The sequence below is a fragment of the Pseudomonas sp. NPDC077649 genome (assembly GCF_044542855.1).
Classification (GTDB): Bacteria; Pseudomonadota; Gammaproteobacteria; order Pseudomonadales; family Pseudomonadaceae; genus Aquipseudomonas.
Genome location: NZ_JBITVF010000005.1, coordinates 300748 through 326262 on the forward strand (window position 1 = coordinate 300748; position 25515 = coordinate 326262).

Here is a 25515-nt window from a genome sequence, read left to right on the forward strand (position 1 = left end):
CAGGAATTCGAGAGTTACCCCATGCCAAAACGTACAGATATCAAAAGCATCCTGATCCTCGGCGCCGGCCCCATCGTCATCGGCCAGGCGTGCGAGTTCGACTACTCCGGCGCCCAGGCGTGCAAGGCGCTGAAGGAAGAAGGTTTCCGCGTCATCCTGGTGAACTCCAACCCGGCCACCATCATGACCGACCCGTCGATGGCCGACGCCACCTACATCGAGCCGATCAAGTGGGCCACCGTGGCCAAGATCATCGAGAAGGAGCGCCCGGACGCCCTGCTGCCGACCATGGGCGGCCAGACCGCGCTGAACTGCGCCCTGGACCTGGAGCGCCACGGCGTGCTGGAGAAGTTCGGCGTCGAGATGATCGGCGCCAACGCCGACACCATCGACAAGGCCGAAGACCGCTCGCGCTTCGACAAGGCGATGAAATCCATCGGCCTGGCCTGCCCGCGCTCCGGTATCGCCCACAGCATGGAAGAAGCCTACGGCGTGCTGGAGATGGTGGGCTTTCCCTGCATCATCCGCCCGAGCTTCACCATGGGCGGCACCGGCGGCGGCATCGCCTACAACCGTGAGGAGTTCGAGGAAATCTGCGCCCGTGGTCTGGATCTGTCGCCGACCAACGAGCTGCTGATCGACGAATCGCTGATCGGCTGGAAGGAATACGAGATGGAGGTGGTCCGCGACAAGAAGGACAACTGCATCATCGTCTGTTCCATCGAGAACTTCGACCCGATGGGCGTGCACACCGGCGACTCGATCACCGTCGCGCCGGCGCAGACCCTGACCGACAAGGAATACCAGATCATGCGCAACGCCTCCCTGGCGGTGCTGCGTGAGATCGGTGTGGAAACCGGCGGCTCCAACGTGCAGTTCGGCATCTGCCCGAACACCGGGCGCATGGTGGTGATCGAGATGAACCCGCGCGTGTCGCGCTCCTCGGCGCTGGCCTCCAAGGCCACCGGCTTCCCGATCGCCAAGATCGCCGCCAAGCTGGCTGTCGGTTACACCCTCGACGAGCTCTCCAACGACATCACCGGCGGGCGCACCCCGGCATCCTTCGAGCCGGCCATCGACTACGTCGTGACCAAGATTCCGCGTTTCGCCTTCGAGAAGTTCCCCAAGGCCGACGCCCGCCTGACCACCCAGATGAAGTCCGTGGGTGAAGTCATGGCCATCGGCCGTACCTTCCAGGAGTCGGTGCAGAAAGCCCTGCGCGGCCTGGAAGTGGGCGTTGCCGGCTTCGATCCGAAGCTCGACCTCAATGACCCGGAAGCCGAGAGCACCCTGCGTCGCGAGCTGACCGTGCCCAGTGCCGACCGCATCTGGTACGTGGCCGATGCTTTCCGCGCCGGCAAGAGCGTCGCCGAAGTGTTCGAGCTGACCCGCATCGACGAGTGGTTCCTGGTGCAGATCGAGGACCTAGTCAGGGAAGAGGAGAGGGTCAAGACCCTCGGTCTGTCCGCCATCGATTTTGATCTGATGTTCAAGCTCAAGCGCAAGGGCTTCTCCGACGCGCGCCTGGCCAAGCTGCTCGGCGTCTCCGAGAAGAGCCTGCGCGCCCATCGCCACAAGCTTAAGGTGCTGCCGGTGTACAAGCGCGTGGACACCTGCGCCGCCGAATTCGCCACCGACACCGCCTACATGTACTCGACCTACGAGGAAGAGTGCGAGGCCGCGCCGTCCAGTCGCGACAAGATCATGATCCTCGGCGGCGGTCCCAACCGTATCGGCCAGGGCATCGAGTTCGACTACTGCTGCGTGCACGCGGCGCTGGCCATGCGTGAAGACGGTTACGAGACCATCATGGTCAACTGCAACCCGGAAACCGTTTCCACCGACTACGACACCTCCGACCGCCTGTACTTCGAGCCGGTGACCCTGGAGGACGTGCTGGAAATCGTCCGCGTCGAGCAGCCCAAGGGCGTGATCGTGCAGTACGGCGGCCAGACCCCGCTGAAGATCTGCCGCGCCCTGGAAGAGGCCGGCGTGCCGATCATCGGCACCAGCCCCGAGGCCATCGACCGCGCCGAAGACCGCGAGCGCTTCCAGCAGATGGTCCAGCGCCTCGGCCTGCGCCAGCCGGCCAACGCCACCGCGCGCAGCGAGGACGAGGCCCTGGCCCTGTCCAAGGGCATCGGTTACCCGATGGTGGTGCGTCCGTCCTACGTGCTGGGCGGCCGGGCCATGGAAATCGTCTACCAGGAAGAAGAGCTCAAGCGCTATATGCGCGAGGCCGTCAAGGTCTCCAACGACAGCCCAGTGCTGCTCGATCGCTTCCTCAACTGCGCCATCGAGGTGGACGTGGATGCGGTGTGCGACGGCGAGACCGTGGTGATCGGCGCCATCATGCAGCACATCGAACAGGCCGGCGTGCACTCCGGTGACTCCGCCTGTTCGCTGCCGCCTTACTCGCTGCCGGCACACATCCAGGACGAGATCCGCGAGCAGGTCAAGAAGATGGCCCTGGAGCTCGGCGTGGTCGGCCTGATGAACGTGCAGATGGCCGTGCAGGGCGAGGACATCTACGTCATCGAGGTCAACCCGCGGGCCTCGCGTACCGTGCCGTTCGTCTCCAAGTGCGTCGGTGAGTCCCTGGCCAAGGTGGCCGCCCGGGTCATGGCCGGCAAGAGCCTGGCCGAAGTGGGCTACACCAAGGAAATCATCCCGCCGTTCTTCAGCGTCAAGGAAGCGGTGTTCCCCTTCGCCAAGTTCCCGGGCGTCGACCCCATCCTCGGCCCGGAAATGAAGTCCACCGGTGAAGTCATGGGCGTCGGCGACAGCTTCGGCGAGGCCTTCGCCAAGGCCCAGCTGGGCGCCAGCGAGATTCTGCCGAACTCCGGCTGCGCCTTTATCAGCGTGCGCGAAGACGACAAGCCGGAAGCCGTGCAGGTCGCCCGCGACCTGGTGGCGCTGGGCTTCGAGGTGGTCGCCACCGCCGGCACCGCCAAGGTGATCGAGGCCGCCGGGCTGCCGGTGCGTCGGGTCAACAAGGTGACCGAAGGTCGTCCGCACGTGGTCGACATGATCAAGAACGACGAAGTCACCCTGATCATCAACACCACCGAGGGGCGTCAGTCCATCGCTGACTCCTACTCGATCCGTCGTAACGCTCTGCAGCACAAGATCTACTGCACCACCACCATCGCGGCGGGGCAGGCGGTCTGCGAGGCGCTCAAGTTCGGTCCCGAGAAGACCGTGCGCCGGCTGCAGGATCTGCATGCAGGAATCAAGGCATGAATAAATACCCCATGACCGTCCAGGGCGCGCGCGCCCTGGAAGAGGAGCTGGCGCACCTGACCAAGGTGCTGCGCCCACAGCTCAGCCAGGCCATCGGCGAGGCGCGCGAGCTGGGCGACCTCAAGGAAAACGCCGAATACCATGCCGCGCGCGAGCAGCAGGGCATGGTCGAGGCGCGTATCCGGGACATCGAAGGCCGCCTGCAGAATGCGGTGATCATCGACGTCACCAGCATCGCCCACACCGGCAAGGTGATCTTCGGCACCACGGTGGAAATCGCCAACGTCGAGACCGACGAAAGCGTGACCTACCAGATCGTCGGCGAGGACGAGGCCGACATCAAGCAGGGCAAGATCTCCGTCGGCTCGCCCATCGCCCGCGCCCTGGTGGGCAAGGAAGAGGGTGACGTGGTGACCGTACAGACGCCCAGCGGCCTGATCGAGTACGAGATTGTCGAAGTCCGCCACCTATAAGCTGAGCCAGCCGTCGCGGGCCGGCGCCGTCAGCTGGCAGCTGGCCCAGACGCTCTGGGTCGGTGGCCTGTGGTTGCTGCAGTTCGTCATCCTGCCGGCCATCGGCCAGCTCGGCCTGGCGCCGCTGCTGGTCGAGGAGATCGCCACGCGGCTGGTGCCGCTGCTGGTGGGGATGACTGCCGTTTGCGTCGGCGTGCAGGTGGTGGCGCTGCTGCGCGGCGAGGGGCTGGTGAGCCTCTGGCGCGACTTGCGCGGTCAGCTGCTGCTGACCGTGGCGGTCATGGCGCTGAGTTATGGCGTGGTGCTGCGCTACTGGCCGGAGGCCGGGCAGTGGCTACGCTTCAGCTACTTGGTGATGGCATTCTGCGGGCTGCTGCTGGTGCTGCAGCCCGTGCCGGGGCAAGCGCGCGGGGCTTGATGCCGCGGCTCAGCCCTGGTGGCGAATCACGTTGGACAGGTTGCGGTTCGGCTTGGGGTTCTTGCGATAGAGCAGGGCCATCTTGCCGATCACCTGCACCAGTTCGGCCCGGCCGCTCTGGCACAGCGCCTCGATGGCGGCCAGGCGGTCTTCGCGCTCGGCGACGCGCAGCTGCACCTTGATCAGTTCATGATCGTTCAGGGCGCGCTCCAATTCGGCCAGCACGCCTTCGGTCAAACCGTTGTCGGCCACGATCAATACAGGTTTCAGGTGGTGGCCGATAGATTTGAACTGTTTCTTCTGCTCTTGAGTGAGCGGCATAATCTGACCCCTAAGTTCGGTCTGGAAAAACGGCGCCTATCTTACCCGAGCCGGCGCGGTTATTCATGACCCGTTAAATCCGAGGTTTTGCGTGGCCCGTTCCAAGACCAGCCAGCGTTGGCTGAAAGAACATTTCGATGATCCCTACGTGAAGATGGCGCAGAAGGACGGCTATCGCTCGCGCGCCAGCTACAAGCTGCTGGAGATCCAGGACAAGGACCGCATCCTGCGCCCGGGCATGACCGTGGTCGACCTGGGCGCCGCACCGGGCGGCTGGTCGCAGGTGACCAGTCGGGTGATCGGCGACAAAGGTCGGCTGATCGCCTCCGATATCCTGGAGATGGACGCCATTCCCGACGTTGCCTTCATCCAGGGCGACTTCACCGACGATGCGGTGTTCGCGCGGATTCTCGAAGCCATCGGGGAAAACCCGGTGGACCTTGTGATTTCCGACATGGCCCCCAATATGAGTGGGGTGAGAACCGCCGATCAGGCGCGCGCCATGTACCTGTGCGAGCTGGCGCTGGATCTGGCTGGACGCGTGCTGCGTCCGGGCGGCGATTTTCTGATCAAGATTTTCCAGGGCGAAGGTTTCGACGCCTACCACAAGCAGGTGCGCGAGACGTTCGACAAGGTGCAGATGCGCAAGCCGCTGTCGTCGCGCGATCGCTCCCGCGAGCAGTACCTGCTGGCCCGCGGATTTCGCGGGGTCTAGGGTGAAACCGGCGCGCCCGGAGCGGGTCTCAATGTTAGAGACCTAATAAAGGGTTACAGACGGTGCCTGCCAGATGCGGGCGTTTGGTGTAAGTTAGGTCGGTATATCACTGGTCGTCATGGGAAGCCTGCTTCGCCACGAGGCCTGCTTCAGAGGGTAGCTAATTGAACGACATGGCAAAGAACCTGATCCTGTGGCTGATCATCGCGGCCGTATTGGTCACCGTGATGAACAACTTCTCCAGCCCGAGCGAGCCACAGACCCTGAGCTACTCGCAGTTCATCGAGCAGGTCAAGGAGGGGCGCGTCGAGCGCGTCACCGTCGACGGTTTCGTGATCACCGGCAAGCGCACCGACGGCGAAGGCTTCAAGACCATTCGTCCGGCGATCCAGGACGGCGGCCTGATCGGCGACCTGATCGATAACAACGTGGTCATCGAGGGCAAGCAGCCCGAGCAGCAGAGCATCTGGACCCAGTTGCTGGTGGCCAGCTTCCCGATTTTGGTGATCATCGCCGTGTTCATGTTCTTCATGCGCCAGATGCAGGGGGGCGCTGGCGGCAAGGGCGGGCCGATGAGTTTCGGCAAGTCCAAGGCGCGCCTGCTCTCCGAAGACCAGGTCAAGACCACCTTCGCCGACGTCGCCGGTTGCGACGAGGCCAAGGAAGAGGTCAGCGAGCTGGTGGAATTCCTCCGCGACCCGGGCAAGTTCCAGCGCCTGGGCGGACGTATCCCGCGTGGCGTGCTGATGGTCGGCTCGCCGGGTACCGGTAAGACGCTGCTGGCCAAGGCCGTGGCCGGCGAAGCAAAAGTGCCGTTCTTCACCATCTCCGGCTCCGATTTCGTCGAGATGTTCGTCGGCGTGGGCGCTTCCCGCGTACGCGACATGTTCGATCAGGCCAAGAAGCACGCGCCCTGCATCATCTTCATCGACGAAATCGACGCCGTCGGTCGCCATCGCGGCGCCGGCATGGGCGGCGGGCACGACGAGCGCGAGCAGACCCTCAACCAGCTGCTGGTGGAGATGGACGGCTTCGAAATGAATGACGGCATCATCGTCATCGCCGCCACCAACCGTCCCGACGTGCTCGACCCGGCACTGCTGCGCCCCGGTCGTTTCGACCGCCAGGTGGTGGTCGGCCTGCCGGACATCCGCGGCCGCGAGCAGATTCTGAAGGTGCACATGCGCAAGGTGCCGATGAGCGACGACGTGCAGCCGGCGGTGATCGCCCGCGGCACCCCGGGCTTCTCCGGCGCCGACCTGGCCAACCTGGTCAACGAGGCCTCGCTGTTCGCCGCCCGCGCCGGCAAGCGCGTGGTGGAAATGAAGGAGTTCGAGCTGGCCAAGGACAAGATCATGATGGGCGCCGAGCGCAAGACCATGGTCATGTCCGACAAGGAGAAGCTCAACACCGCGTTCCACGAGGCCGGTCACGCCATCGTCGGGCGTCTGGTGCCCGAGCACGACCCGGTCTACAAGGTGTCGATCATTCCGCGCGGTCGCGCCCTGGGCGTGACCATGTTCCTGCCGGAAGAGGATCGCTACAGCCTGTCCAAGCGCGCGCTGATCAGCCAGATCTGCTCGCTGTTCGGCGGCCGTATCGCCGAGGAAATGACCCTGGGCTTCGACGGTGTCACCACCGGCGCCTCCAACGACATCATGCGCGCCACCCAGCTGGCCAAGAACATGGTGACCAAGTGGGGCCTGTCCGAGAAACTCGGTCCGCTGATGTATGCCGAGGAAGAGGGCGAGGTGTTCCTCGGTCGCAGCATGGGCAGCCAGCACAGCAATGTGTCCGGCGAAACCGCCAAGTTGATCGACGAGGAAGTGCGGCGCATCATCGACGAGTGCTACGCCACCGCCAAGAAGCTGCTGGTGGAGAACCGCGACAAGCTCGACGCCATGGCCGAGGCGCTGATGAAGTACGAAACCATCGACGCCGATCAGATCGACGACATCATGAATGGCCGCGAGCCGCGTGAGCCGCGCGGTTGGGATGGCGGCGGCGACTCCGGTGCGCCGCAGGCCAAGGTCGACGAGGTCGATCGTCCCGAGAAGCCCATCGGCGGGCCGGCGGCAGAGCACTGATCGCCTATGTCCCTCGCGCAATACCCAAGCCGGCTGCCCTGTGGCAGCCGGCTTCTTGATTTGTCCCGTCCGCAGGTGATGGGCATCCTCAATGTCACCCCCGATTCCTTCTCCGATGGCGGCCGCTTCACTGCGCGCGACGCCGCGCTGCGCCATGCCGCGGCCATGGCTGCGGCAGGGGCGACGCTGATCGACGTCGGTGGTGAGTCGACGCGTCCTGGCGCGCGCGTGGTTTCACCGACCGAGGAGTTGGAGCGCGTGGCGCCGGTGGTCGAGGTCATCGCCCGTGAGCTGGACGTGATCATCTCGGTCGACACCTCGACCCCGGCGGTGATGCGCGAAACGGCGCGACTCGGTGCCGGGTTGATCAACGACGTGCGCTCGCTGCAGCGCGATGGCGCGCTGGATGCCGCCGCCGACAGCGGCCTGCCGGTGTGCCTGATGCATATGCGCGGCGAGCCCGGCAATATGCAGGACGACCCGCAGTACCCGGATATCCTGGTCGAGGTGCGCGACTTTCTCGAAGAGCGCATGGCAGCCTGCGCGACGGCCGGTATTCCCGCCGAGCGGATCGTGCTCGATCCGGGCTTTGGTTTCGCCAAGACCCTGGAGCACAATCTGGCCCTGTTCAAGCGAATGGGCGAGCTCTCCGTCCTCGGCCGCCCGCTGCTGGTTGGCGTGTCGCGCAAGAGCATGATCGGCAAGGTGCTCGGTCACGAGGTGGGCGAGCGCCTGTATGGCAGCCTGGCGCTGGCGGCCCTGGCGCTGACCAAGGGCGCCCATATTTTGCGTGTGCACGACGTCGCCGAAACGGTGGACGTGGTGCGGATGATCGCCGCGGTGGAAGCGGCGCACTAACAAGGAAAGCGGTATGGCTAGAAAATACTTCGGCACCGACGGCATTCGTGGCCGCGTCGGGCAATTCCCCATCACTCCGGATTTCATGCTCAAGCTCGGCTGGGCGGCGGGCATGGCCTTCCGCAAGCAGGGCAAGTGCCGCATCCTGATCGGCAAGGACACGCGAATTTCCGGCTACATGTTCGAATCCGCCCTGGAGGCCGGTCTGGCCGCTGCCGGTGCCGACGTGCAGTTGCTCGGGCCGATGCCGACGCCGGCCATCGCCTACCTGACGCGTACCTTCCAGGCCGATGCCGGCATCGTCATCAGCGCCTCGCACAATCCGCACGACGACAACGGCATCAAGTTCTTCTCCCGCGAGGGCACCAAGCTGCCCGACGATGTAGAGCTGATGATCGAGGAGCTGCTCGATCAGCCGATGACCGTGGTGGAGTCCGCCGGCATCGGCAAGGCCTCGCGGATCAACGATGCCTCGGGGCGCTACATCGAGTTCTGCAAGGGTAGCGTGCCCAGCGGCACCAGCTTCAAGGGGTTGAAGATCGTCGTCGACTGCGCCCACGGCGCCGCCTACAAGGTCGCCCCCAGCGTGTTCCGCGAACTGGGCGCCGAGGTGCGGGTGATGGCGGCGCAGCCTGACGGGCTGAACATCAACGACGCTTGCGGCTCGACCCATATCGCCGCCCTGCAGGCCGAAGTGGTCGCGCAGCAGGCCGATCTGGGCATCGCCTTCGACGGCGACGCGGACCGGGTGCTGATGGTCGATCAGCACGGCGCAGTGGTCGACGGCGACGAGCTGTTGTTCATCATCGCCCGCGATCTGCAGGAGCGCGGTCGTCTGCGCGGCGGTGTGGTCGGCACGCTGATGAGCAACCTGGGCCTGGAGCTGGCTCTGGCCGAACTGAACATCCCCTTCGTGCGGGCCAAGGTCGGCGATCGCTACGTGATCGCCGAGCTGCTGGCGCGCAACTGGCAGCTGGGGGGGGAGAATTCCGGGCACCTGGTGTGCTTCCAGCACACCACCACCGGCGACGCGATCATCGCCGCGCTGCAGGTGCTGATGGCGCTCAAGCGTCGCGAGCAGACTCTGGCCGAGGCGCGCGGCGGGCTGAAGAAGTGCCCGCAGGTGCTGGTCAATGTGCGTCTGGGCGGCGATGTCGATCCGCTCGCGCACCCGTCGGTGCAGGAAGCCTGCAACCGGGTGACCGAGCGCATGGCCGGTCGTGGTCGGGTGCTGCTGCGCAAGTCGGGAACCGAGCCGTTGGTGCGGGTGATGGTCGAGGGCGACGAGGAAAGCTTGGTGCGCGGCTATGCCGATGAATTGGCTAAGATTGTTGCCGAAGTCTGTGCTTGATTGAGCTTGCTACCGAGGGTGCTCTTGGGTAACATCTGCGCCCTCTTTGATCGACGAGGTAAAACATGCGTCGCCCCTTGGTCGCCGGTAACTGGAAAATGCACGGTACCCGCGCCAGCGTCGCAGAGCTGATCGAAGAGCTTCGCCAGCTGGAGTTTCCGGCTGAGGTCGAAGTCGCGGTATTCCCTGGCAGCTTGCATATAGCCCAGGTCGTGGCCGGTCTGGCCACTGGCGCTGTGAAAGTGGGTGCGCAGAATTGTGCGGCACAGGCGGAGCAGGGTGCCTTGACCGGTGAACTGGCGACGAGTCAGTTGGTCGATGCCGGATGCGAGCTGGTGCTGGTTGGCCACTCCGAGCGGCGCCTGATCCTGGGCGAGAGCGACGAAGCTGTGATTCGCAAGTTCGCCGCGGCGCAGGTCGCGGGGCTGGTGCCGGTGCTTTGTCTCGGCGAGACGCGCGAGCAGCGCGAGGCCGGTGCGACGCTGGATGTGGTGGGTGCTCAGTTGGCTGCCGTGATCGACGCTCTGGGTGTCGAGTCGCTGGCAAAGGCGGTGGTGGCTTACGAGCCGGTTTGGGCCATAGGTACCGGGCTGACCGCTACGCCCGAGCAGGCCCAGCAAGTGCATGCGGCGATCCGCGCCCAGGTTGCGCAGGCGGATGCCGAGGTGGCGAGCGGTCTGAGAATTCTTTATGGCGGCAGTGTGAAGGCCGCCAGTGCAGCCGAGTTGTTCGGCATGCAGGATATCGATGGGGGGCTTGTGGGTGGAGCCTCTCTGAATGCGGATGAATTCGGTGCGATCTGTCGCGCTGCAGGAAACTGAAGAATGCTGGAAACAGTCATTGTGGTTCTGCACCTGCTGGGTGCGATCGGTGTAGTGGTGCTGGTGCTATTGCAGCAGGGCAAGGGTGCCGATGCTGGTGCATCGTTCGGTTCGGGGGCTTCGGCAACCGTATTCGGAAGCCAAGGTTCCTCTACCTTTCTGAGTAAGTTTACTGCTATACTCGCCACCGGTTTTTTCATTACTAGCTTGGGCTTAGCGTTCTTTGCTAAAGAAAAAGCTGATGCAATGACCCAGGTTGGTCTGCCAGATCCAGCGGTTCTGGAAGTTCAACAAAAGCCGGCAGCAGAAGATGTGCCGGTGCTCGAAGAGCAAGCGCCCGCCACCGATTCGTCGGATGTGCCGAAGGCTCCCGAGCAGTAACAGTTTTGCCGAGGTGGTGGAATTGGTAGACACGCTACCTTGAGGTGGTAGTGGCCATAGGCTGTAGGGGTTCGAGTCCCCTCCTCGGTACCATACTCAAGAAAGCCCGCAGTTCGCGGGCTTTCTTGTTGCTGGAGTCTCGGTTGACCCTCGAGGGGGGCAGCCGTATAATTCCGGCCCAGCTTTGACGCGGGGTGGAGCAGTCTGGTAGCTCGTCGGGCTCATAACCCGAAGGTCGTTGGTTCAAATCCAGCCCCCGCAACCAGTTTCAGCAGGCCCCTTTTCAGGGGCTTTTTGTTAGCTGAAAGACAGTGTCCGCCGGCATTTCAGGCGGTTCGAAGGGATGGGCGTTTCGCCCATTTTTTATTTGCACAGCATGCGCGAGGGCCGTTAAGTGTCGAGCAAGCTAGAACAGTTGCAGGCCTTGTTGGCCCCGGTAATCGAAGCACTCGGTTACCAGTGTTGGGGCATCGAGTTCCTGTCGCAGGGGCGTCATTCGCTGCTGCGTGTCTATATCGACAAGGAAGGCGGCATCCTGATCGACGACTGCGAGATCGTCAGCCGTCAGCTCAGCGGTGTGCTGGACGTCGAGGATCCCATTACCTCGGAGTACACCCTGGAAGTGTCTTCGCCCGGCATGGACCGGCCGTTGTTCACCCTGGAGCAGTTCGCCGCTCACGCTGGCGAGCAAGTGAAGATCAAGCTGCGTTCGCCTTTCGACGGGCGGCGCAACTTTCAAGGCCTCCTCCGCGGTGTGGAGGAACAGGACGTGGTAGTGCAGGTGGATGACCACGAGTACCTGTTGCCGGTCGACCTGATCGACAAGGCCAACATTATCCCCCGGTTTGATTGAGACGCGGATCCCGCGAGAGCTCTGCGGCTAGCGCGAATGGCGCAAGTAGCGCACATGGCGCAAGTAGCGCGGATGGTGCAGATCCAATGGATTGCGAAAGGCGAGGCGTACGATGAGCAAAGAAGTACTGCTAGTTGTTGAGTCGGTATCCAACGAAAAGGGTGTGCCGGCAAGCGTAATTTTCGAGGCGCTGGAGTTGGCTCTGGCGACCGCAACCAAGAAACGTTTTGAAGACGAAGTCGATCTGCGTGTGACGATCAACCGGCAGAACGGCAGCTACGAGACCTTCCGGCGCTGGACCGTGGTCGATGAGTCCGAATTCGAAGACCCGGCCTACCAGCTGACCGAAGACATGCCGCAGGCCATGGAGGCCGGCGCCAAGATCGGCGACGTGCTGGAGGAGAAGGTCGAGTCCATCGAGTTCGGCCGCATCGCCGCGCAGACCGCCAAGCAGGTCATCGTGCAGAAGGTGCGCGAGGCCGAGCGTGCGCAGGTGGTCGACGCCTACCGCGAGCGCCTGGGCGAGATCATCTCCGGCACCGTGAAGAAGGTCACCCGCGACAACGTCATCGTCGACCTGGGCAACAATGCCGAGGCGCTGCTGGCCCGCGAAGACATCATCCCGCGCGAGACCTTCCGCGTCGGCGTGCGTCTGCGCGCCCTGCTCAAGGAAATCCGCACCGAGAACCGCGGCCCGCAACTGATCCTGTCGCGTACCGCGCCGGAAATGCTGATCGAGCTGTTCCGCATCGAAGTACCGGAAATCGCCGAAGGGCTGATCGACGTCAAGGCCGCCTCCCGCGATCCGGGTTCGCGCGCCAAGATCGCCGTGCGCTCCAAGGACAAGCGCATCGACCCGCAGGGTGCCTGCATCGGCATGCGCGGTTCGCGCGTGCAGGCGGTTTCCGGCGAGCTGGGCGGCGAGCGCGTGGACATCGTGCTGTGGGACGACAACCCCGCGCAGTTCGTGATCAACGCCATGTCGCCGGCCGAAGTGGCGGCGATCATCGTCGACGAAGATGCCCATGCCATGGACATCGCCGTCGCCGAGGACAACCTGGCTCAGGCCATCGGCCGCGGCGGCCAGAACGTGCGCCTGGCCAGCCAGCTGACCGGCTGGACGCTGAACGTGATGACCGAGGCGGACATCCAGGCCAAGCAGCAGGCGGAAACCGGCGACATCATGCAGTCCTTCATCGACGAGCTGGAAGTCGACGAAGAGCTGGCCCAAGTCCTGGTCGAAGAGGGTTTCACCAGTCTCGAAGAGATTGCCTACGTACCCATGGAAGAAATGCTCAGCATCGATGGCTTTGACGAGGACATCGTCAATGAGCTGCGTGCACGGGCCAAGGATCGTCTGCTGACCAAGGCGATCGCCAACGAGGAGAAGTTGGCCGATGCCCATCCGGCGGATGATCTGCTGGAACTGGAAGGCATGGACAAGGCGCTGGCTCTGGAGCTGGCGCTGCGCGGCGTGATTACCCGTGAAGACCTGGCCGAGCAGTCGATCGACGACCTGCTCGACATCGACGGCATCGACGAAGAACGTGCCGGCAAGCTGATCATGGCCGCTCGAGCCCACTGGTTCGAATAAGCGGTTGCGGCCTGAGGAGAAAGATGCATGACGCAAGTCACGGTGAAAGAACTGGCCCAAGTGGTCGACACACCGGTGGAGCGCCTGCTGCAGCAGATGCGTGAAGCCGGGCTGTCCCACGACAGCGCCGAACAAGTAGTGACCGATAGCGAGAAGCAGGCCCTGTTGGCCCATCTCAAGAGCAGTCACGGCGACAAGGTCGAAGAGCCGCGCAAGATCACCTTGCAGCGCAAGACCACCAGCACCCTGCGGGTGGCTGGCAGCAAGACCATCAGTGTGGAAGTGCGCAAGAAGAAGACCTTCGTCAAGCGCAGCCCGGAAGAGCTGGAAGCCGAGAAGCAGCGCGAGCTGGAAGCCCAGCGCGCCGAAGCCGAGGCCGAGCGCCTGAAGGCCGAGGAAGCAGCCAAGCGCAAGGCCGAGGAAGAGGCCAAGCGCCAGACGGCTGCCGCTCCGGCGGCGGTTGATGGCGTTGCCGCGGTTGCCGCACCGATCAGCGAGCCGGTAGTGGCTGCTCCCGTGGTCGAGGCCGAGCGCAAGAAGGATGAGGTGCGCCGTCCCGAGAAGACGCGCAGCGACGACGACGAGCGCCGTGATCGCAAGCACACCCAGCATCGCCCGACAGTCAAGGAGAAGGCGCCGGCTCCGCGCGTCGCTCCGCGCAGCGTCGACGAAGAGAGCGACGGTTTCCGTCGCGGTGGCCGTGGCAAGGCCAAGATGAAGAAGCGCAACCAGCATGGCTTCCAGAGCCCGACAGGTCCTATTGTGCGCGACGTATCGATTGGCGAGACCATTACCGTTTCCGACCTGGCCCAGCAGATGGCCATCAAAGGCGCGGAAATCGTCAAGTTCATGTTCAAGATGGGCACTCCGGTGACCATCAACCAGGTGCTGGATCAGGAAACCGCCCAGTTGATCGCCGAGGAATTCGGCCACAAGGTCAAGCTGGTCAGCGACAACGCCCTGGAAGAGCAACTGGCCGAGTCGCTGAAGTTCGAGGGCGAGGCCTTCCAGCGCGCGCCGGTGGTGACCGTCATGGGTCACGTCGACCACGGCAAGACCTCGCTGCTCGACTACATCCGTCGTGCCAAGGTGGCCTCCGGTGAGGCGGGTGGCATCACCCAGCACATCGGCGCCTACCACGTGGAAACCGACCGCGGCATGGTGACCTTCCTCGACACCCCGGGCCACGCTGCGTTTACCCAGATGCGTGCCCGCGGTGCCAAGGCCACCGACATCGTCATCCTGGTGGTGGCGGCGGACGACGGCGTGATGCCGCAGACCCAGGAAGCGGTGCAGCACGCGAAAGCGGCTGGCGTGCCGATCGTGGTCGCGGTGAACAAGATCGACAAGCCCGATGCCAACCCGGACAACATCAAGAACGGCCTGGCCGCTCTCGATGTCATCCCGGAAGAGTGGGGCGGCGACGCGCCGTTCGTACATGTTTCGGCCAAGATGGGTACCGGTATCGACGAACTGCTCGAAGCCGTATTGCTGCAGGCTGAAGTGCTCGAGCTGAAAGCCACGCCGTCGGCTCCGGGCCGTGGTGTGGTGGTCGAATCGCGCCTGGACAAGGGGCGCGGCCCGGTGGCCACCGTGCTGGTTCAGGACGGTACCCTGCGTCAGGGCGACATGGTTCTGGTCGGCGTCAACTACGGCCGCGTGCGTGCCATGCTCGACGAGAACGGCAAGTCGATCAAGGAAGCCGGTCCGTCGATTCCGGTCGAGATTCTCGGCCTGGACGGCACGCCGGATGCCGGTGACGAGATGATGGTGGTGGCCGACGAGAAGAAGGCCCGCGAAGTTGCGCTGTTCCGTCAGGGCAAGTTCCGCGAGGTCAAGCTGGCTCGTGCGCATGCCGGCAAGCTGGAAAACATCTTCGAGAACATGGGCCAGGAAGAGAAGAAGACCCTCAACATCGTGCTCAAGGCCGATGTGCGTGGCTCTCTGGAAGCCCTGCAAGGCTCGCTCAGCACCCTGGGCAACGACGAAGTGCAGGTGCGCGTGGTCGGTGGCGGCGTCGGTGGTATCACCGAGTCCGATGCCAACCTGGCGCTGGCCTCCAACGCCGTGCTGTTCGGCTTCAACGTCCGTGCCGATGCCGGTGCGCGCAAGATCGTCGAGGCCGAAGGCCTGGACATGCGCTACTACAACGTCATTTACGACATCATCGAGGACGTCAAGAAGGCGCTCACCGGTATGCTCGGCAGCGACGTGCGGGAGAACATCCTGGGCATCGCCGAGGTGCGTGACGTGTTCCGTTCGCCGAAGTTCGGCGCCGTGGCCGGCTGTATGGTCATCGAGGGTACCGTGTACCGCAACCGTCCGATCCGCGTACTGCGCGAGGACGTGGTGATCTTCGAAGGCGAACTGGAGTCCCTGCGCCGCTTCAAGGACGACATGTCCGAAGTGCGGGCCGGCATGGAATGCGGTATCGGCGTGAAGAGCTACAACGACGTCAAGGTCGGCGACAAGATCGAAGTGTTCGAGAAGGTCCAGGTGGCGCGCAGCCTGTAAGCAACCCGGCGCGATAACGCAACGCCCGGCCCCGCTCAAGCGCGGCCGGGCGTTTGCCGCTTTTGAGCCCGACGCCGAACAGGCGGCGGGCGAAGGAAAGGTAAGTAGAAATGGCCAAAGACTACAGCCGTACCCAGCGTATCGGCGATCAGATGCAGCGTGAGCTGGCCCTGATGATCCAGCGCGAGATCAAGGACCCGCGCCTGGGCCTGGTGACCATCACCGCGGTGGATGTCAGCCGCGACCTGTCCCATGCCAAGGTGTTCATCACCGTGATGGGCAAGGACGACGATGCCGAGCAGATCAAGCTCAACCTGGAGATCCTCGGCGAGGCAGCCGGTTATCTGCGCATGCTGTTGGGCAAGTCGATGAAGGTGCGCACCATCCCGCAGCTGCACTTCCAGTACGACGCCAGCATCCGCCGCGGCGCCGAGCTGTCGGCGCTGATCGAGCGTGCGGTGGCGGAAGATCGCAAGCACCAGGACGGCAGCGAGGGTTAAGCGTGGCGCAGGTCAAACGTATACGGCGCAAGGTCGACGGCATCATCCTGCTGGACAAGCCGCGCGGCTTCACCTCCAACGCCGCGCTGCAGAAGGTGCGCTGGCTGCTCAACGCGGAGAAGGCCGGCCACACCGGCAGCCTCGATCCGCTGGCTACCGGCGTGCTACCGCTGTGTTTCGGCGAGGCGACCAAGTTCTCCCAGTACCTGCTCGATGCCGACAAGGGCTACGAGACCCTGGCCCAGCTCGGTGTCACCACCACCACCGGCGATGCCGAGGGCGAGGTGCTGGAGCGGCGTCCGGTGACCGTTGGTCGTGCCGAGATCGAGGCGCTATTGCCGCGTTTTCGTGGTGAAATCAAGCAGATACCGCCGATGTACTCGGCCCTAAAGAAGGATGGCCAGCCGCTTTACAAGCTGGCCCGTGCCGGCGAGGTAGTGGAGCGCGAGGCGCGTTCTGTTACTATTGCGCGCCTGGATTTGCTGGCCTGCGAGGGCGAGCAGGCCCGCCTGGCGGTGGATTGCAGCAAGGGCACCTATATTCGGACCCTGGTCGAGGATCTCGGCCAACTGCTCGGTTGCGGCGCGCACGTCGCCGAGCTGCGCCGGACCAAGGCCGGGCCGTTCGACCTGAGCCGTACCGTGACCCTGGAAGAGCTGGAAGCGGCGCATGCCGAAGGCGGCAACGAAGCGCTCGATCGCTTCCTGCAGCCGGTCGACAGCGGCTTGCAGGACTGGCCGCTGCTGCAGTTCTCCGAGCACAGCGCGTTCTACTGGTTGCAAGGGCAGCCAGTACGCGCGCCGGAAGCACCGAAGTTCGGCATGGTGCGGGTGCAGGATCACACCGGTCGCTTCATCGGCATTGGTGAAGTGAGCGACGATGGGCGTATCGCCCCGCGTCGATTGATTTACACCGGTGCCTAGCACCAGGTGCAGACACGGGTCTTAGGGCCCGGATTGAATTGATACCGGCGCATGGCGTCGGCAGGCGTTGTCGGTGGTTGCCGGTAACGCCGAATGGTTCGGCCCCGAGGGCTGAAGCCTGAAGCTGGCGATACCAGCGGCAGGACTGCGAGGGTGGCTGTTAGTAGGCACGGTCATACCTCTTTTTAAAACACGGGAAGTGATTCCCGGCCTATTGAGACTGCTTCGGCAGTTTCCAGATGAGAGGAAGCCAACATGGCACTCAGCGTTGAAGAAAAAGCCCAGATCGTTAACGACTACAAGCAAGCTGAAGGCGACACCGGTAGCCCGGAAGTGCAGGTAGCCCTGCTGACCGCCAACATCAACAAGCTGCAAGGCCACTTCAAGGCCAACGGCAAAGATCACCACAGCCGTCGTGGTCTGATCCGTATGGTTAACCAGCGTCGTAAGCTGCTGGACTACCTGAAGGGCAAGGACACCAGTCGTTACAGCGCCCTGATCGGTCGCCTGGGCCTGCGTCGTTAATAGACGCGAGCTGCACAAGTTGGAAGCTGGGAGTTCGGCGTCGCGAGTGGGGAGTGATCCTCACCTCGTGGCGCCGGGCTTCCAGCTTTTGGCTTTTCGAGGGATGCACCGGGTCCGACTCCCGTGCTTCTTTCCAATTTCCCCCAAGGCAACAAAGAGAAGGAAAACACCGTGAACCCGGTAATCAAGAAATTCCAGTTCGGTCAGTCGACCGTTACCCTCGAGACTGGCCGTATCGCCCGTCAAGCCTCCGGCGCCGTGCTGGTCACCGTTGACGATGACGTCAGCGTGCTGGTCGCCGTAACCGGCGCCAAGACTGCCGACCCCAGCAAGGGCTTCTTCCCGCTGTCCGTGCATTATCAGGAAAAGACCTACGCTGCCGGCAAGATCCCTGGCGGTTTCTTCAAGCGTGAGGCGCGTCCCTCCGAGAAGGAAACCCTGACCTCGCGTCTGATCGACCGTCCGATCCGTCCGCTGTTCCCGGAAGGCTTCCAGAACGAAGTGCAGGTCATCTGCACCGTGGTTTCCACCAGCAAGAAGACCGATCCGGACATCGCGGCGATGATCGGTACCTCGGCTGCCCTGGCCATCTCCGGCATCCCGTTCAACGGCCCGATCGGTGCCGCGCGCGTCGCCTTCCACCCGGAAACCGGCTACCTGCTGAACCCGAATTACGAGCAGCTCAAGGCCTCGAGCCTGGACATGGTCGTGGCCGGTACCAAGGACGCCGTGCTGATGGTCGAATCGGAAGCCAAAGAGCTGACCGAAGACCAGATGCTGGGCGCCGTGCTGTTCGCCCATGAGGAGTTCCAGGTGGTCATCCAGGCTGTCGCCGAGCTGGCTGCCGAAGCCGGCAAGCCGACCTGGGACTGGCAGCCGAAGCCGGAAAACACCGCGCTGCTGAACGCCATCCGTGGCGAATTCGGCGAGGCGATTTCCCAGGCCTACACCATCACCATCAAGCAGGACCGCTACGCGCGCCTGGGCGAGCTGCGCGATCAGGTCGTCGCCAAGTTCTCCGGCGAAGAAGGTCAGCCTACTGCCGGTGAAGTCAAGGACGCCTTCGGCGAAATCGAATACCGCACCGTGCGCGAGAACATCGTCAACGGCAAGCCGCGTATCGATGGTCGTGACACCCGCACCGTGCGTGGCCTGAACATCGAAGTCGGTGTACTGGACAAGACCCACGGCTCGGCGCTGTTCACCCGTGGCGAAACCCAGGCGCTGGTCGTGGCCACCCTCGGCACCGCCCGCGACGCGCAGCTGCTCGACACCCTCGAAGGCGAGAAGAAAGACCCCTTCATGCTGCACTACAACTTCCCGCCCTACTCGGTCGGTGAGTGTGGTCGCATGGGCGCCACTGGCCGCCGCGAAATCGGCCACGGCCGTCTCGCCCGCCGTGGCGTTGCCGCCATGCTGCCGAGCGCCGACGAGTTCCCCTACACCATCCGCGTGGTGTCGGAAATTACCGAGTCCAACGGTTCTTCCTCCATGGCGTCGGTGTGCGGCGCTTCCCTGGCGCTGATGGACGCCGGTGTGCCGATGAAGGCACCGGTGGCCGGTATCGCCATGGGTCTGGTGCTGGAAGGTGAGAAATTCGCCGTGCTGACCGACATCCTCGGCGACGAAGACCACCTGGGCGACATGGACTTCAAGGTAGCTGGTACCGCCAAGGGCGTCACCGCGCTGCAGATGGACATCAAGATCCAGGGCATCACCGAAGAGATCATGGAGCAGGCGCTGGAGCAGGCGCTGGAAGCACGCCTGAACATCCTCGGCCAGATGAACCAGGTCATCGCCCAGTCGCGCAGCGAGCTGTCGGCCAACGCGCCGACCATGCTGGCGATGAAGATCGACCAGGACAAGATCCGCGACGTCATCGGCAAGGGTGGCGCCACCATCCGCGCCATCTGCGAAGAGACCAAGGCTTCGATCGATATCGAAGACGACGGCTCGATCAAGATCTTCGGCGAAACCAAGGAAGCGGCCGAGGCGGCCAAGCAGCGCGTGCTGGCCATCACTGCGGAAGCCGAGATCGGCAAGATCTACGTCGGTAAGGTCGAGCGCATCGTCGACTTCGGCGCCTTCGTCAACATCCTGCCGGGCAAGGACGGTCTGGTGCACATCTCCATGCTCAGCGATCAGCGCGTGGAGAAGGTCACCGACGTGCTGCAGGAAGGTCAGGAAGTGAAGGTACTGGTACTGGACGTGGACAACCGCGGCCGTATCAAGCTGTCGATCAAGGACGTCGCCGCCGCCGAGGCATCCGGCGTCTGACGACTGGCTCGCTGCAAGGACAAGCCCCGCCTCTGCGGGGCTTTTCTTTGCGCGCGGCAAAACCCTGGCCGCGGGGAGATCCGCGTCGTGCAATTTGCCCGAGGCTTTTGCGCGGGGTTCGGCGAAATGCAAGGTTTCGCCTATCTGGGTGTATTCATAAGCTATTGAAAAATAACAGTATTGTGAGTTCTTAAAAGCTGGCACAGGCCTTGCGACAGTCCTGTTGAGCCTGCAGCCAGGAGCTGGCCTGCAGATTGTCTGGAACGTACAGGAGTCGAACCATGAAACAGCCAATCAAGCGTATTGCTCTCGCCACCCTGACCACCACTGCCCTGGGCCTGTCGCTGGCGTCCACGGCGTTCGCCCAGCCGGCCGACGCCGTGCAGCCGACCCTGCTGGCTGCCAATACCAGCGTGGACAAGGCCGAGCAGGCGGTGTCCGACACCTGGATCACCAGCAAGGTCAAATCCAGCTTTATCGCCGACCAGAGCCTGAGCGGCCTGGACATCAAGGTCGAGACCAATCAGGGCGTGGTCGCGCTGTCCGGCGTGGTGGCCAGCGAGGCCGAGCGCGAACTGGCCATCGCCAAGGCCAAGGAAATCGAGGGCGTGCGTGACGTGTCGGCCGACGGCCTGAAAGCCGCCGACTGATAAGTGAGCGTGGCGGGTTGCGGCCCGCCGCTTCGCCAATCACAGGGAGCCATGACCATGAACAGCGACATCATCAAGGGTAAGTGGAAGCAGCTCAGCGGGCGCATCAAGGAGCGTTGGGGCAACCTCACCGACGACGACCTGGACGTCGCCGAGGGCCACAGCGAGTACCTCGTCGGCAAGCTGCAGGAACGCTATGGCTGGACCAAGGAGAAGGCCCAGCAGGAGTTGCGCGACTTCAGCGACAAGCTCTGACGCCGCGTTACAGACCGAGGCCCCGCCGGCATCGTCGGCGGGGCCTTGGCGTATGTGCGGGCATCAGATGCCGCGCTTGCTGCGAATCTCCACCAGGCGTCCGCCCTCGAAGCGCAGGAAGTGGTACATGCCGCCGCGTGGCCCGTAGATCCACTCCTCCACGGCGACCTCGTTGCGAAAGCCGTACTGGTCGAGCACTTCCTTGTAGCCGAGAAAGTCGCGGCTCAGCGGTTCGCCGCATTTGCCCTGGACTTCGCTGGTCGGCGCGCTGGTGCTGACCAGGGCGCTGCCGCAGCGATAGGTGGAGGAGGCTTCGGCCAGCGGCAGGGCCAGCAGTAACAGCAGTGGGGCGTGGTGGAGGCGGATCACTGGCGGTTCCTGGTGTGGTTTCAGTGCTGGCGACGGCGCTCGATGGCGACCAGGCGGTTGCCCTCGAAGCGCAGGATGCTGAGCATGCCGTTGCTCGGCCCGTAGACCCATTCCTCGACCAGGTATTCGCGGCGGTCGTAGGAGCCCAGGGTGTAACCGATGGGATCGCGGTGCTGCGGCTCGCCGCACTTGCGTTCGACCTCGAAGGGACGGTCGCCGAGGCTGACCAGCTGGCTGCCGCAGCGCAGGGTATCGGCCTGCAGCGGCGCGCTGGCCAGGGCGGCCAGCAGGGCGCAGAGGGCGGTGAAGGGGCGACGATGCATGGCGCTACTCGCTGTCCAGGTGGAGCGGGGTGAGCACGCGGCCATCGGCTTCGGGCTCTCCTAGATTGACATCGATCAGGTACAGGCGTTCGTCGGCCAGGCCGCCTTGGGCGACCAGGTAGTCCTTGATCGCCGCCGCGCGCTGCTGAGCCAGCAGGCGCAGCAGCAGCTTGCTCTGCGCCCAGGAGTCCAGCACGGCCTGGCGCATACGCTGATGACGCTGCTCGTCGTCGAGTTCGGCCCATTCGGCCGGCGGCTGCTGCTTGAGGCGGGCGCGGTAGATGCCTTCGAGCAGGATCGCCTGGTCGTCCTCGTCCACCACCAGCTCGTCGGCGCTGGCCGGCACCTTGTCGCCGCGGCGCTGCAGCATCTTGTACCAGGTCTCGCGGAATTCGCGTTGCAGGCGCTGCTCGGCCAGCAGCGGGCCGTCGGCGCGCTGGGCGCTCTGGCCTTCCACTTCCAGGCGCAGCGCCGGACGCTCCTGCAGGGCCTTGGCCAGGGTGTCGAGGGCCTGGCGTGCGTCGTCGCTCAGGGCGTCCGAGCCGGCGTCGAACGGCACGGTGCTGAGGTCGACGTCGCTGCCGCCGGCGACCAGGCCGGCGACGAACTTGAACGGCGCCTGCGCCGCGCGCAGCACCAGGTTGCGCAGGGTCTGCCAGACGATGGGCATGACGCTGAACTCGGGGTTGTTGAGGTCGCCCTTGACCGGCAGCTCGATGGCGATCTTGCCTTCGGTGTCCTTGAGCAGGGCCACCGCCAGGCGGATCGGCAGGTCGACGGCGTCCGGGCTGTCGACCTTCTCGCCCAGCTGCAGGTTTTCCACCAGCACCTTGTTCTCGGCGTTGAGCTGGCCCTTCTCGATGCGGTAGTGCAGGTCGAGGTTGAGCCGGCCCTTGCGGATGCGGTAGCCGGCGAACTTGCCGGAGTAGGGGGTGATGGTGGTCAGCTCGACGTTCTTGAAGCTGGTGGCGATGTCCAGGCTGTTGAGCGGGTCGAAGGGGGTGAGCTTGCCCTTGACGCTGACCGGCGCGTACTTGTCCACCTTGCCCCGGATGTCGACGCTGGCGGCCTGCGGGCTCTGGTTGTCGAGGGTGCCGATGCGGCCGTTCATCTGCTGGATGGCGGTGGCGAAGCTGGGGGTCAGGCTGAAGTCGGCGAAGTTGGCCGAACCGTCGTTGATGGTCACGCCGCCGATGCGCACGGCCAACGGCTTGCCCGCATCCGCCTGAGCCTCAGCCGGCGCGGCAGGCTGCGGCACGATCAGCTCGCTGACGTTGGTGGTCAGGTTCTCGTTGATCACGAAGCGCGCATAGGGCTGCTCCAGCTCGACCTGCTCGATGGCCAGGCTTTCGCCGTGGCGATAGTCGAGGCCGTTCACCCGCACCTGCTGCCAGCGCAGGAAGTCGCGCTCGCGCAGGGTGTCGAGGGTGTGCAGCTGGTCGATCCTGGCGCTGCCGCTCACCTGGAGCGCCAGCGGCGCGGTGCTCTTGAGTTGCACCTCGAGGTCGCTGCCGAGCAGGCCGCTACGCAGTTCCAGGCGGATAAAGGGGCTGAGATAGGCCTGGGCCAGGCGCAGGTCGATGTCCTGGGTGGCGACCTTGAGCTGGGCGCTGGTGGGCTGCAGCTGCACCTGGCCGGCTGCCTGCAGCTTGCCCTGTTTGCCCAGGCCGGTATCCAGCTTGAGGCCGAAGGGCTTGTCGCCGAGGCTGTCGAAGTCGCTCAGCTCCAGGTTCAGCGGGCCGACGTCCAGCGCCACTGCCTGCTGCGGCACGCGGTCGACCAGGTGGGCCTGGTAGTCGCGCAGCTGCACGTCGCGCAGCAGCACCTGCCAGGGTTTGCTCGCCTCCTCGGCCGGCGCCGGCTCGCTGGCTGCCGTGGGTTTGCCGGCAAACAGCTTCTGCCAGTCCAGCTCGCCGTCGGCCTCGCGCGCGGCCCAGGCTTCCAGGCCCTGGCTGCGCACCTGGCCGATGAGCACCTGCTGCTTGGCCAGGTCCAGGCTGGCGTCGGCGATGTCGAGGCGCTGCAGGCGCAGCAGCGGCTTGCCTTCGGGGCTGTCGATGGCGAGGGGGGCCAGCTGGATGGCGAGCTTGCTCAGCTGCAGCTCGGTGCCGCTGGACAGATCGAGGTGGTAGTCGCTGCTCAGATCGACCTGGCCTTCCTGCAAGACCAGCGGCAGGGCATCGCGCACGTAGGGCCAGATGGCGCGCAGGCGGCCGTCGCTGAGCTTGAGGTTGCCGCTGGAGGTCAGCGGCACCAGGCCTATGCGGCCCTGCCAGTCGATGCGACCGCCATGGGGGCCGGTGGCGGTCAGGGTCATTTCGGCGTTGTCGCCGGCCAGGGTGCTGAGGTTGTGCAGTTCCAGGTTGAGCGAGTCGTAGGCGAACTCCACCGGCTCGCTGGGGCGCAGGTCCTGGAAGTGCAGGGAGTTTTCGCGCAGACCGACCTTGTCGATGAGCAGCGGGAAAGGCTCGCTTGGTGGCGCGTCGGCCGCGTCCGCCGGGCTCTCCGGCAGTTTGAACAGCTGCGTGAGGTTGAGCGTGCCGTCCTTGGCGAACAGCACCTCGCCGTGCGCGCCGTCCAGCTCGACCTCGGCCAGGTGCAGGGCGCCGCTCCACAGGCTGTCCAGTTGCAGGTTGGCGTACAGCTGCGCCAAGCCGAGCTGTTGCCGCTGCGGCTCGCCGATGGCCAGGCCCCACAGGCGCAGCTCCAGGCTGAAGGGATTGAGCTGCAGGCGCTGCAGGCTGGCCGGCACGCTGGCGTACTGCGCCAGCTGCTGGTTGGCGATGCGCAGGGCGATGCCCGGCAGAATCAGGAAGCCGATCAGGCTGTAGAGGAAGAGGGCGATCAACAGGGCGCTCAGCGCGCGCTTCAGTCCTTTGGGCATGGCGAGGCGTCATCTATCCAGACGAAGAGATGCCTTGGAGTATGGCACGCCGGTTCGGTTCCGGGCGTGCGCCGCACCGCGCATTTTTCTCTGCCGCGGGTCGCTCAGAGCCTCAGGATCAGGGTCTTCAGCGGCGGCTTGGCGTCGTGCGAGGGAAAGTCGGCGGCCGGTGGCAGCACCTGGCAGTCGCGCAGCGGGCGGCCGAGCTTGGCGGCGCAACGCAGCACCTGATCGCGCCAGTCGGCCAGCTCCACCTTCGCCAGGTTGTTGCAGCACACCAGCGTGCCGCCCTCGGCGGTGGCCAGGATCGCCGGCTTGAGCAGGCTCTGGTAGTCGCGCAGCAGGTCGACGGTGCCGAAGGCGCTCCTGGCCCAGGCCGGCGGGTCGAGGAACACCAGGTCGAACTGGCGCGGCGCCAGACGCGGATAGGCCGGCAGTTTCTGTCCGCGGCGGCTGGCGACGGGCAGGTCGGCCAACTGGCGGATCGCCGGGAAGTAGTCGGACTGGATGAACTGCATGGCCGGCAGGGCGGGGTTCAGCGCGCCGTTCTCGCGGCCCACCGCCAGGTTGCCCTCGGCGAAGTCCAGGTTGACCACCTCGCGCGCGCCGCCGGCCGCGGCGCAGAGGCCGACGCCGCAGGTGTAGGCGAACAGGTTGAGCACGGACTGGCCGGCGCTGTTGGCCTTGATCCAGCCGCGGGCGTTGCGCAGGTCGAGAAACAGCAGCGGGTCCTGCCCGGGATGGCGGCCACGCACCCGATAATTCAGGCCCCATTCTTGGCCGAGCATATCGTCCAGTGCCTCGGGGGTGGCCTGGTACACCGCGTCGCGGCGGTCGACGCGCGAGTTGCCGCCTGCACGGTCGTTATAGACCAGGTGCAGGTCTCGGCCGAGACGCTCGTTGATGGCGCTGTGCAGCGCGAGCAGCGCCTCGCGCTGCAGCGGTTGGTGAAAACTTTGCACCAGCAGCTGCGGGCCGTAGCGATCGAGGGTGAGGCCGGGGGCGCCTTCCTGGCTGCCGTGGAACAGGCGGTAGCAGTCGGTACCCTGGGCGTGCAGTTCACCCAGCAGCGGTTGGCGGGCATTGAGGGCGGCGCGCAGCGCCAGATCAAGAGCGGGCATGCGCGGCATCTCGGAGAAAGGAAAGGCCGGCAGTTTAGCAAGAAAAACGCCGACCCTCG

General features: G+C 64.6%; 23 protein-coding genes and 2 tRNA genes. 20 read left to right on the forward strand and 5 right to left on the reverse strand.

The window, feature by feature from the left end; all coding sequences use genetic code 11:
• Positions 1-21 precede the first annotated feature (21 nt).
• Genes carB through ACIGFL_RS17260 form a run of 3 tightly spaced genes read left to right on the forward strand, consistent with a single transcriptional unit; the run spans position 22 to position 4134 of the window.
• Positions 22-3243, forward strand: coding sequence for a carbamoyl-phosphate synthase large subunit (gene carB, locus ACIGFL_RS17250; protein WP_397497969.1), 3222 nt, complete (start codon positions 22-24; stop codon positions 3241-3243).
• A complete protein-coding gene (gene greA / locus ACIGFL_RS17255; RefSeq protein WP_021444612.1) occupies positions 3240-3716 on the forward strand; it encodes a transcription elongation factor GreA in 477 nt (158 codons plus the stop codon). Before carB ends, greA begins: the two co-directional genes overlap by 4 nt.
• Positions 3694-4134: a DUF4149 domain-containing protein gene (locus tag ACIGFL_RS17260; protein WP_397497970.1), complete on the forward strand. Its 441-nt coding sequence runs from the start codon at positions 3694-3696 to the stop codon at positions 4132-4134. The genes greA and ACIGFL_RS17260 overlap by 23 nt, the downstream gene beginning before the upstream one ends.
• Before the next feature lie 9 nt (positions 4135-4143).
• Here ACIGFL_RS17260 and yhbY read toward each other — a convergent pair whose 3' ends face one another.
• Complete coding sequence (gene yhbY, locus ACIGFL_RS17265) at positions 4144-4455, reverse strand: ribosome assembly RNA-binding protein YhbY (protein ID WP_031303274.1); 312 nt, start codon at positions 4453-4455, stop codon at positions 4144-4146.
• Between the two features lie 91 nt (positions 4456-4546).
• Here yhbY and rlmE point away from each other — a divergent pair, with 91 nt between their 5' ends.
• The 17 genes from rlmE to ACIGFL_RS17350 all read left to right on the forward strand — a co-directional run bounded on the left by rlmE (position 4547) and on the right by ACIGFL_RS17350 (position 20759).
• Positions 4547-5170: a 23S rRNA (uridine(2552)-2'-O)-methyltransferase RlmE gene (rlmE, locus tag ACIGFL_RS17270; RefSeq protein WP_021444609.1), complete on the forward strand. Its 624-nt coding sequence runs from the start codon at positions 4547-4549 to the stop codon at positions 5168-5170.
• Positions 5171-5343: 173 nt separating this feature from the next.
• A complete protein-coding gene (gene ftsH, locus ACIGFL_RS17275) occupies positions 5344-7257 on the forward strand; it encodes an ATP-dependent zinc metalloprotease FtsH (RefSeq protein WP_021444608.1) in 1914 nt (637 codons plus the stop codon).
• Between the two features lie 6 nt (positions 7258-7263).
• Positions 7264-8115 carry a dihydropteroate synthase gene (folP, locus tag ACIGFL_RS17280; protein ID WP_397497971.1) on the forward strand — a complete coding sequence of 284 codons (852 nt, stop codon included), beginning with the start codon at positions 7264-7266 and terminating at the stop codon, positions 8113-8115.
• A gap of 13 nt (positions 8116-8128) precedes the next feature.
• Entirely contained in the window at positions 8129-9466 is a 1338-nt protein-coding gene (gene glmM / locus ACIGFL_RS17285; RefSeq protein ID WP_397497972.1) for a phosphoglucosamine mutase, read from the forward strand.
• Between the two features lie 65 nt (positions 9467-9531).
• Positions 9532-10287: a triose-phosphate isomerase gene (gene tpiA / locus ACIGFL_RS17290; protein WP_397497973.1), complete on the forward strand. Its 756-nt coding sequence runs from the start codon at positions 9532-9534 to the stop codon at positions 10285-10287.
• 3 nt (positions 10288-10290) lie between these two features.
• Positions 10291-10668, forward strand: a complete 378-nt coding sequence (gene secG, locus ACIGFL_RS17295; protein WP_397497974.1) for a preprotein translocase subunit SecG — start codon at positions 10291-10293, stop codon at positions 10666-10668.
• A 7-nt stretch (positions 10669-10675) separates the two neighbouring features.
• A tRNA-Leu gene (locus ACIGFL_RS17300) sits at positions 10676-10761 on the forward strand.
• Positions 10762-10856: 95 nt separating this feature from the next.
• A tRNA-Met gene (locus ACIGFL_RS17305) sits at positions 10857-10933 on the forward strand.
• Positions 10934-11062: 129 nt separating this feature from the next.
• On the forward strand, positions 11063-11521 hold the full coding sequence (rimP, locus tag ACIGFL_RS17310; RefSeq protein ID WP_122109091.1) for a ribosome maturation factor RimP: 459 nt from the start codon (positions 11063-11065) through the stop codon (positions 11519-11521).
• A 112-nt stretch (positions 11522-11633) separates the two neighbouring features.
• Complete coding sequence (gene nusA, locus ACIGFL_RS17315) at positions 11634-13115, forward strand: transcription termination factor NusA (protein ID WP_031303271.1); 1482 nt, start codon at positions 11634-11636, stop codon at positions 13113-13115.
• A 27-nt stretch (positions 13116-13142) separates the two neighbouring features.
• A complete protein-coding gene (gene infB / locus ACIGFL_RS17320) occupies positions 13143-15629 on the forward strand; it encodes a translation initiation factor IF-2 (protein ID WP_021444601.1) in 2487 nt (828 codons plus the stop codon).
• Between the two features lie 110 nt (positions 15630-15739).
• Positions 15740-16129, forward strand: a complete 390-nt coding sequence (gene rbfA, locus ACIGFL_RS17325; protein WP_021444600.1) for a 30S ribosome-binding factor RbfA — start codon at positions 15740-15742, stop codon at positions 16127-16129.
• 2 nt (positions 16130-16131) lie between these two features.
• Positions 16132-17052 (forward strand): tRNA pseudouridine(55) synthase TruB, encoded by a 921-nt coding sequence (gene truB / locus ACIGFL_RS17330; RefSeq protein ID WP_031303270.1) that lies wholly within the window; start codon positions 16132-16134, stop codon positions 17050-17052.
• A gap of 255 nt (positions 17053-17307) precedes the next feature.
• Positions 17308-17577 (forward strand): 30S ribosomal protein S15, encoded by a 270-nt coding sequence (gene rpsO / locus ACIGFL_RS17335; RefSeq protein WP_004424394.1) that lies wholly within the window; start codon positions 17308-17310, stop codon positions 17575-17577.
• Between the two features lie 171 nt (positions 17578-17748).
• Positions 17749-19854, forward strand: a complete 2106-nt coding sequence (pnp, locus tag ACIGFL_RS17340) for a polyribonucleotide nucleotidyltransferase (protein ID WP_122109093.1) — start codon at positions 17749-17751, stop codon at positions 19852-19854.
• 281 nt (positions 19855-20135) lie between these two features.
• Entirely contained in the window at positions 20136-20504 is a 369-nt protein-coding gene (locus tag ACIGFL_RS17345; protein ID WP_021444597.1) for a BON domain-containing protein, read from the forward strand.
• A 57-nt stretch (positions 20505-20561) separates the two neighbouring features.
• Complete coding sequence (locus ACIGFL_RS17350; RefSeq protein ID WP_122109094.1) at positions 20562-20759, forward strand: CsbD family protein; 198 nt, start codon at positions 20562-20564, stop codon at positions 20757-20759.
• A gap of 63 nt (positions 20760-20822) precedes the next feature.
• Here ACIGFL_RS17350 and ACIGFL_RS17355 read toward each other — a convergent pair whose 3' ends face one another.
• The 4 genes from ACIGFL_RS17355 to ACIGFL_RS17370 all read right to left on the reverse strand — a co-directional run bounded on the left by ACIGFL_RS17355 (position 20823) and on the right by ACIGFL_RS17370 (position 25456).
• Positions 20823-21125 (reverse strand): DUF2845 domain-containing protein, encoded by a 303-nt coding sequence (locus ACIGFL_RS17355; RefSeq protein ID WP_031303269.1) that lies wholly within the window; start codon positions 21123-21125, stop codon positions 20823-20825.
• 23 nt (positions 21126-21148) lie between these two features.
• Complete coding sequence (locus tag ACIGFL_RS17360) at positions 21149-21451, reverse strand: DUF2845 domain-containing protein (RefSeq protein ID WP_397497975.1); 303 nt, start codon at positions 21449-21451, stop codon at positions 21149-21151.
• Positions 21452-21455: 4 nt separating this feature from the next.
• Positions 21456-24335 (reverse strand): DUF748 domain-containing protein, encoded by a 2880-nt coding sequence (locus ACIGFL_RS17365; RefSeq protein ID WP_397497976.1) that lies wholly within the window; start codon positions 24333-24335, stop codon positions 21456-21458.
• Positions 24336-24439: 104 nt separating this feature from the next.
• Entirely contained in the window at positions 24440-25456 is a 1017-nt protein-coding gene (locus tag ACIGFL_RS17370) for a class I SAM-dependent rRNA methyltransferase (RefSeq protein ID WP_397497977.1), read from the reverse strand.
• Positions 25457-25515 lie beyond the last annotated feature (59 nt).

What these genes read in the sequence shown, in the direction of transcription:
- rpsO (WP_004424394.1), top strand. Translation starts at nt 17,308, where the DNA reads ATGGCACTCAGCGTTGAAGAAAAAGCCCAGATCGTTAACGACTACAAG.
- ACIGFL_RS17370 (WP_397497977.1), bottom strand. Translation starts at nt 25,456, where the DNA reads ATGCCCGCTCTTGATCTGGCGCTGCGCGCCGCCCTCAATGCCCGCCAA.
- ACIGFL_RS17365 (WP_397497976.1), bottom strand. Translation starts at nt 24,335, where the DNA reads ATGCCCAAAGGACTGAAGCGCGCGCTGAGCGCCCTGTTGATCGCCCTC.
- greA (WP_021444612.1), top strand. Translation starts at nt 3,240, where the DNA reads ATGAATAAATACCCCATGACCGTCCAGGGCGCGCGCGCCCTGGAAGAG.
- yhbY (WP_031303274.1), bottom strand. Translation starts at nt 4,455, where the DNA reads ATGCCGCTCACTCAAGAGCAGAAGAAACAGTTCAAATCTATCGGCCAC.
- tpiA (WP_397497973.1), top strand. Translation starts at nt 9,532, where the DNA reads ATGCGTCGCCCCTTGGTCGCCGGTAACTGGAAAATGCACGGTACCCGC.
- infB (WP_021444601.1), top strand. Translation starts at nt 13,143, where the DNA reads ATGACGCAAGTCACGGTGAAAGAACTGGCCCAAGTGGTCGACACACCG.
- nusA (WP_031303271.1), top strand. Translation starts at nt 11,634, where the DNA reads ATGAGCAAAGAAGTACTGCTAGTTGTTGAGTCGGTATCCAACGAAAAG.
- rbfA (WP_021444600.1), top strand. Translation starts at nt 15,740, where the DNA reads ATGGCCAAAGACTACAGCCGTACCCAGCGTATCGGCGATCAGATGCAG.
- ftsH (WP_021444608.1), top strand. Translation starts at nt 5,344, where the DNA reads ATGGCAAAGAACCTGATCCTGTGGCTGATCATCGCGGCCGTATTGGTC.
- ACIGFL_RS17345 (WP_021444597.1), top strand. Translation starts at nt 20,136, where the DNA reads ATGAAACAGCCAATCAAGCGTATTGCTCTCGCCACCCTGACCACCACT.
- ACIGFL_RS17360 (WP_397497975.1), bottom strand. Translation starts at nt 21,451, where the DNA reads ATGCATCGTCGCCCCTTCACCGCCCTCTGCGCCCTGCTGGCCGCCCTG.
- folP (WP_397497971.1), top strand. Translation starts at nt 7,264, where the DNA reads ATGTCCCTCGCGCAATACCCAAGCCGGCTGCCCTGTGGCAGCCGGCTT.
- ACIGFL_RS17350 (WP_122109094.1), top strand. Translation starts at nt 20,562, where the DNA reads ATGAACAGCGACATCATCAAGGGTAAGTGGAAGCAGCTCAGCGGGCGC.
- glmM (WP_397497972.1), top strand. Translation starts at nt 8,129, where the DNA reads ATGGCTAGAAAATACTTCGGCACCGACGGCATTCGTGGCCGCGTCGGG.
- secG (WP_397497974.1), top strand. Translation starts at nt 10,291, where the DNA reads ATGCTGGAAACAGTCATTGTGGTTCTGCACCTGCTGGGTGCGATCGGT.
- carB (WP_397497969.1), top strand. Translation starts at nt 22, where the DNA reads ATGCCAAAACGTACAGATATCAAAAGCATCCTGATCCTCGGCGCCGGC.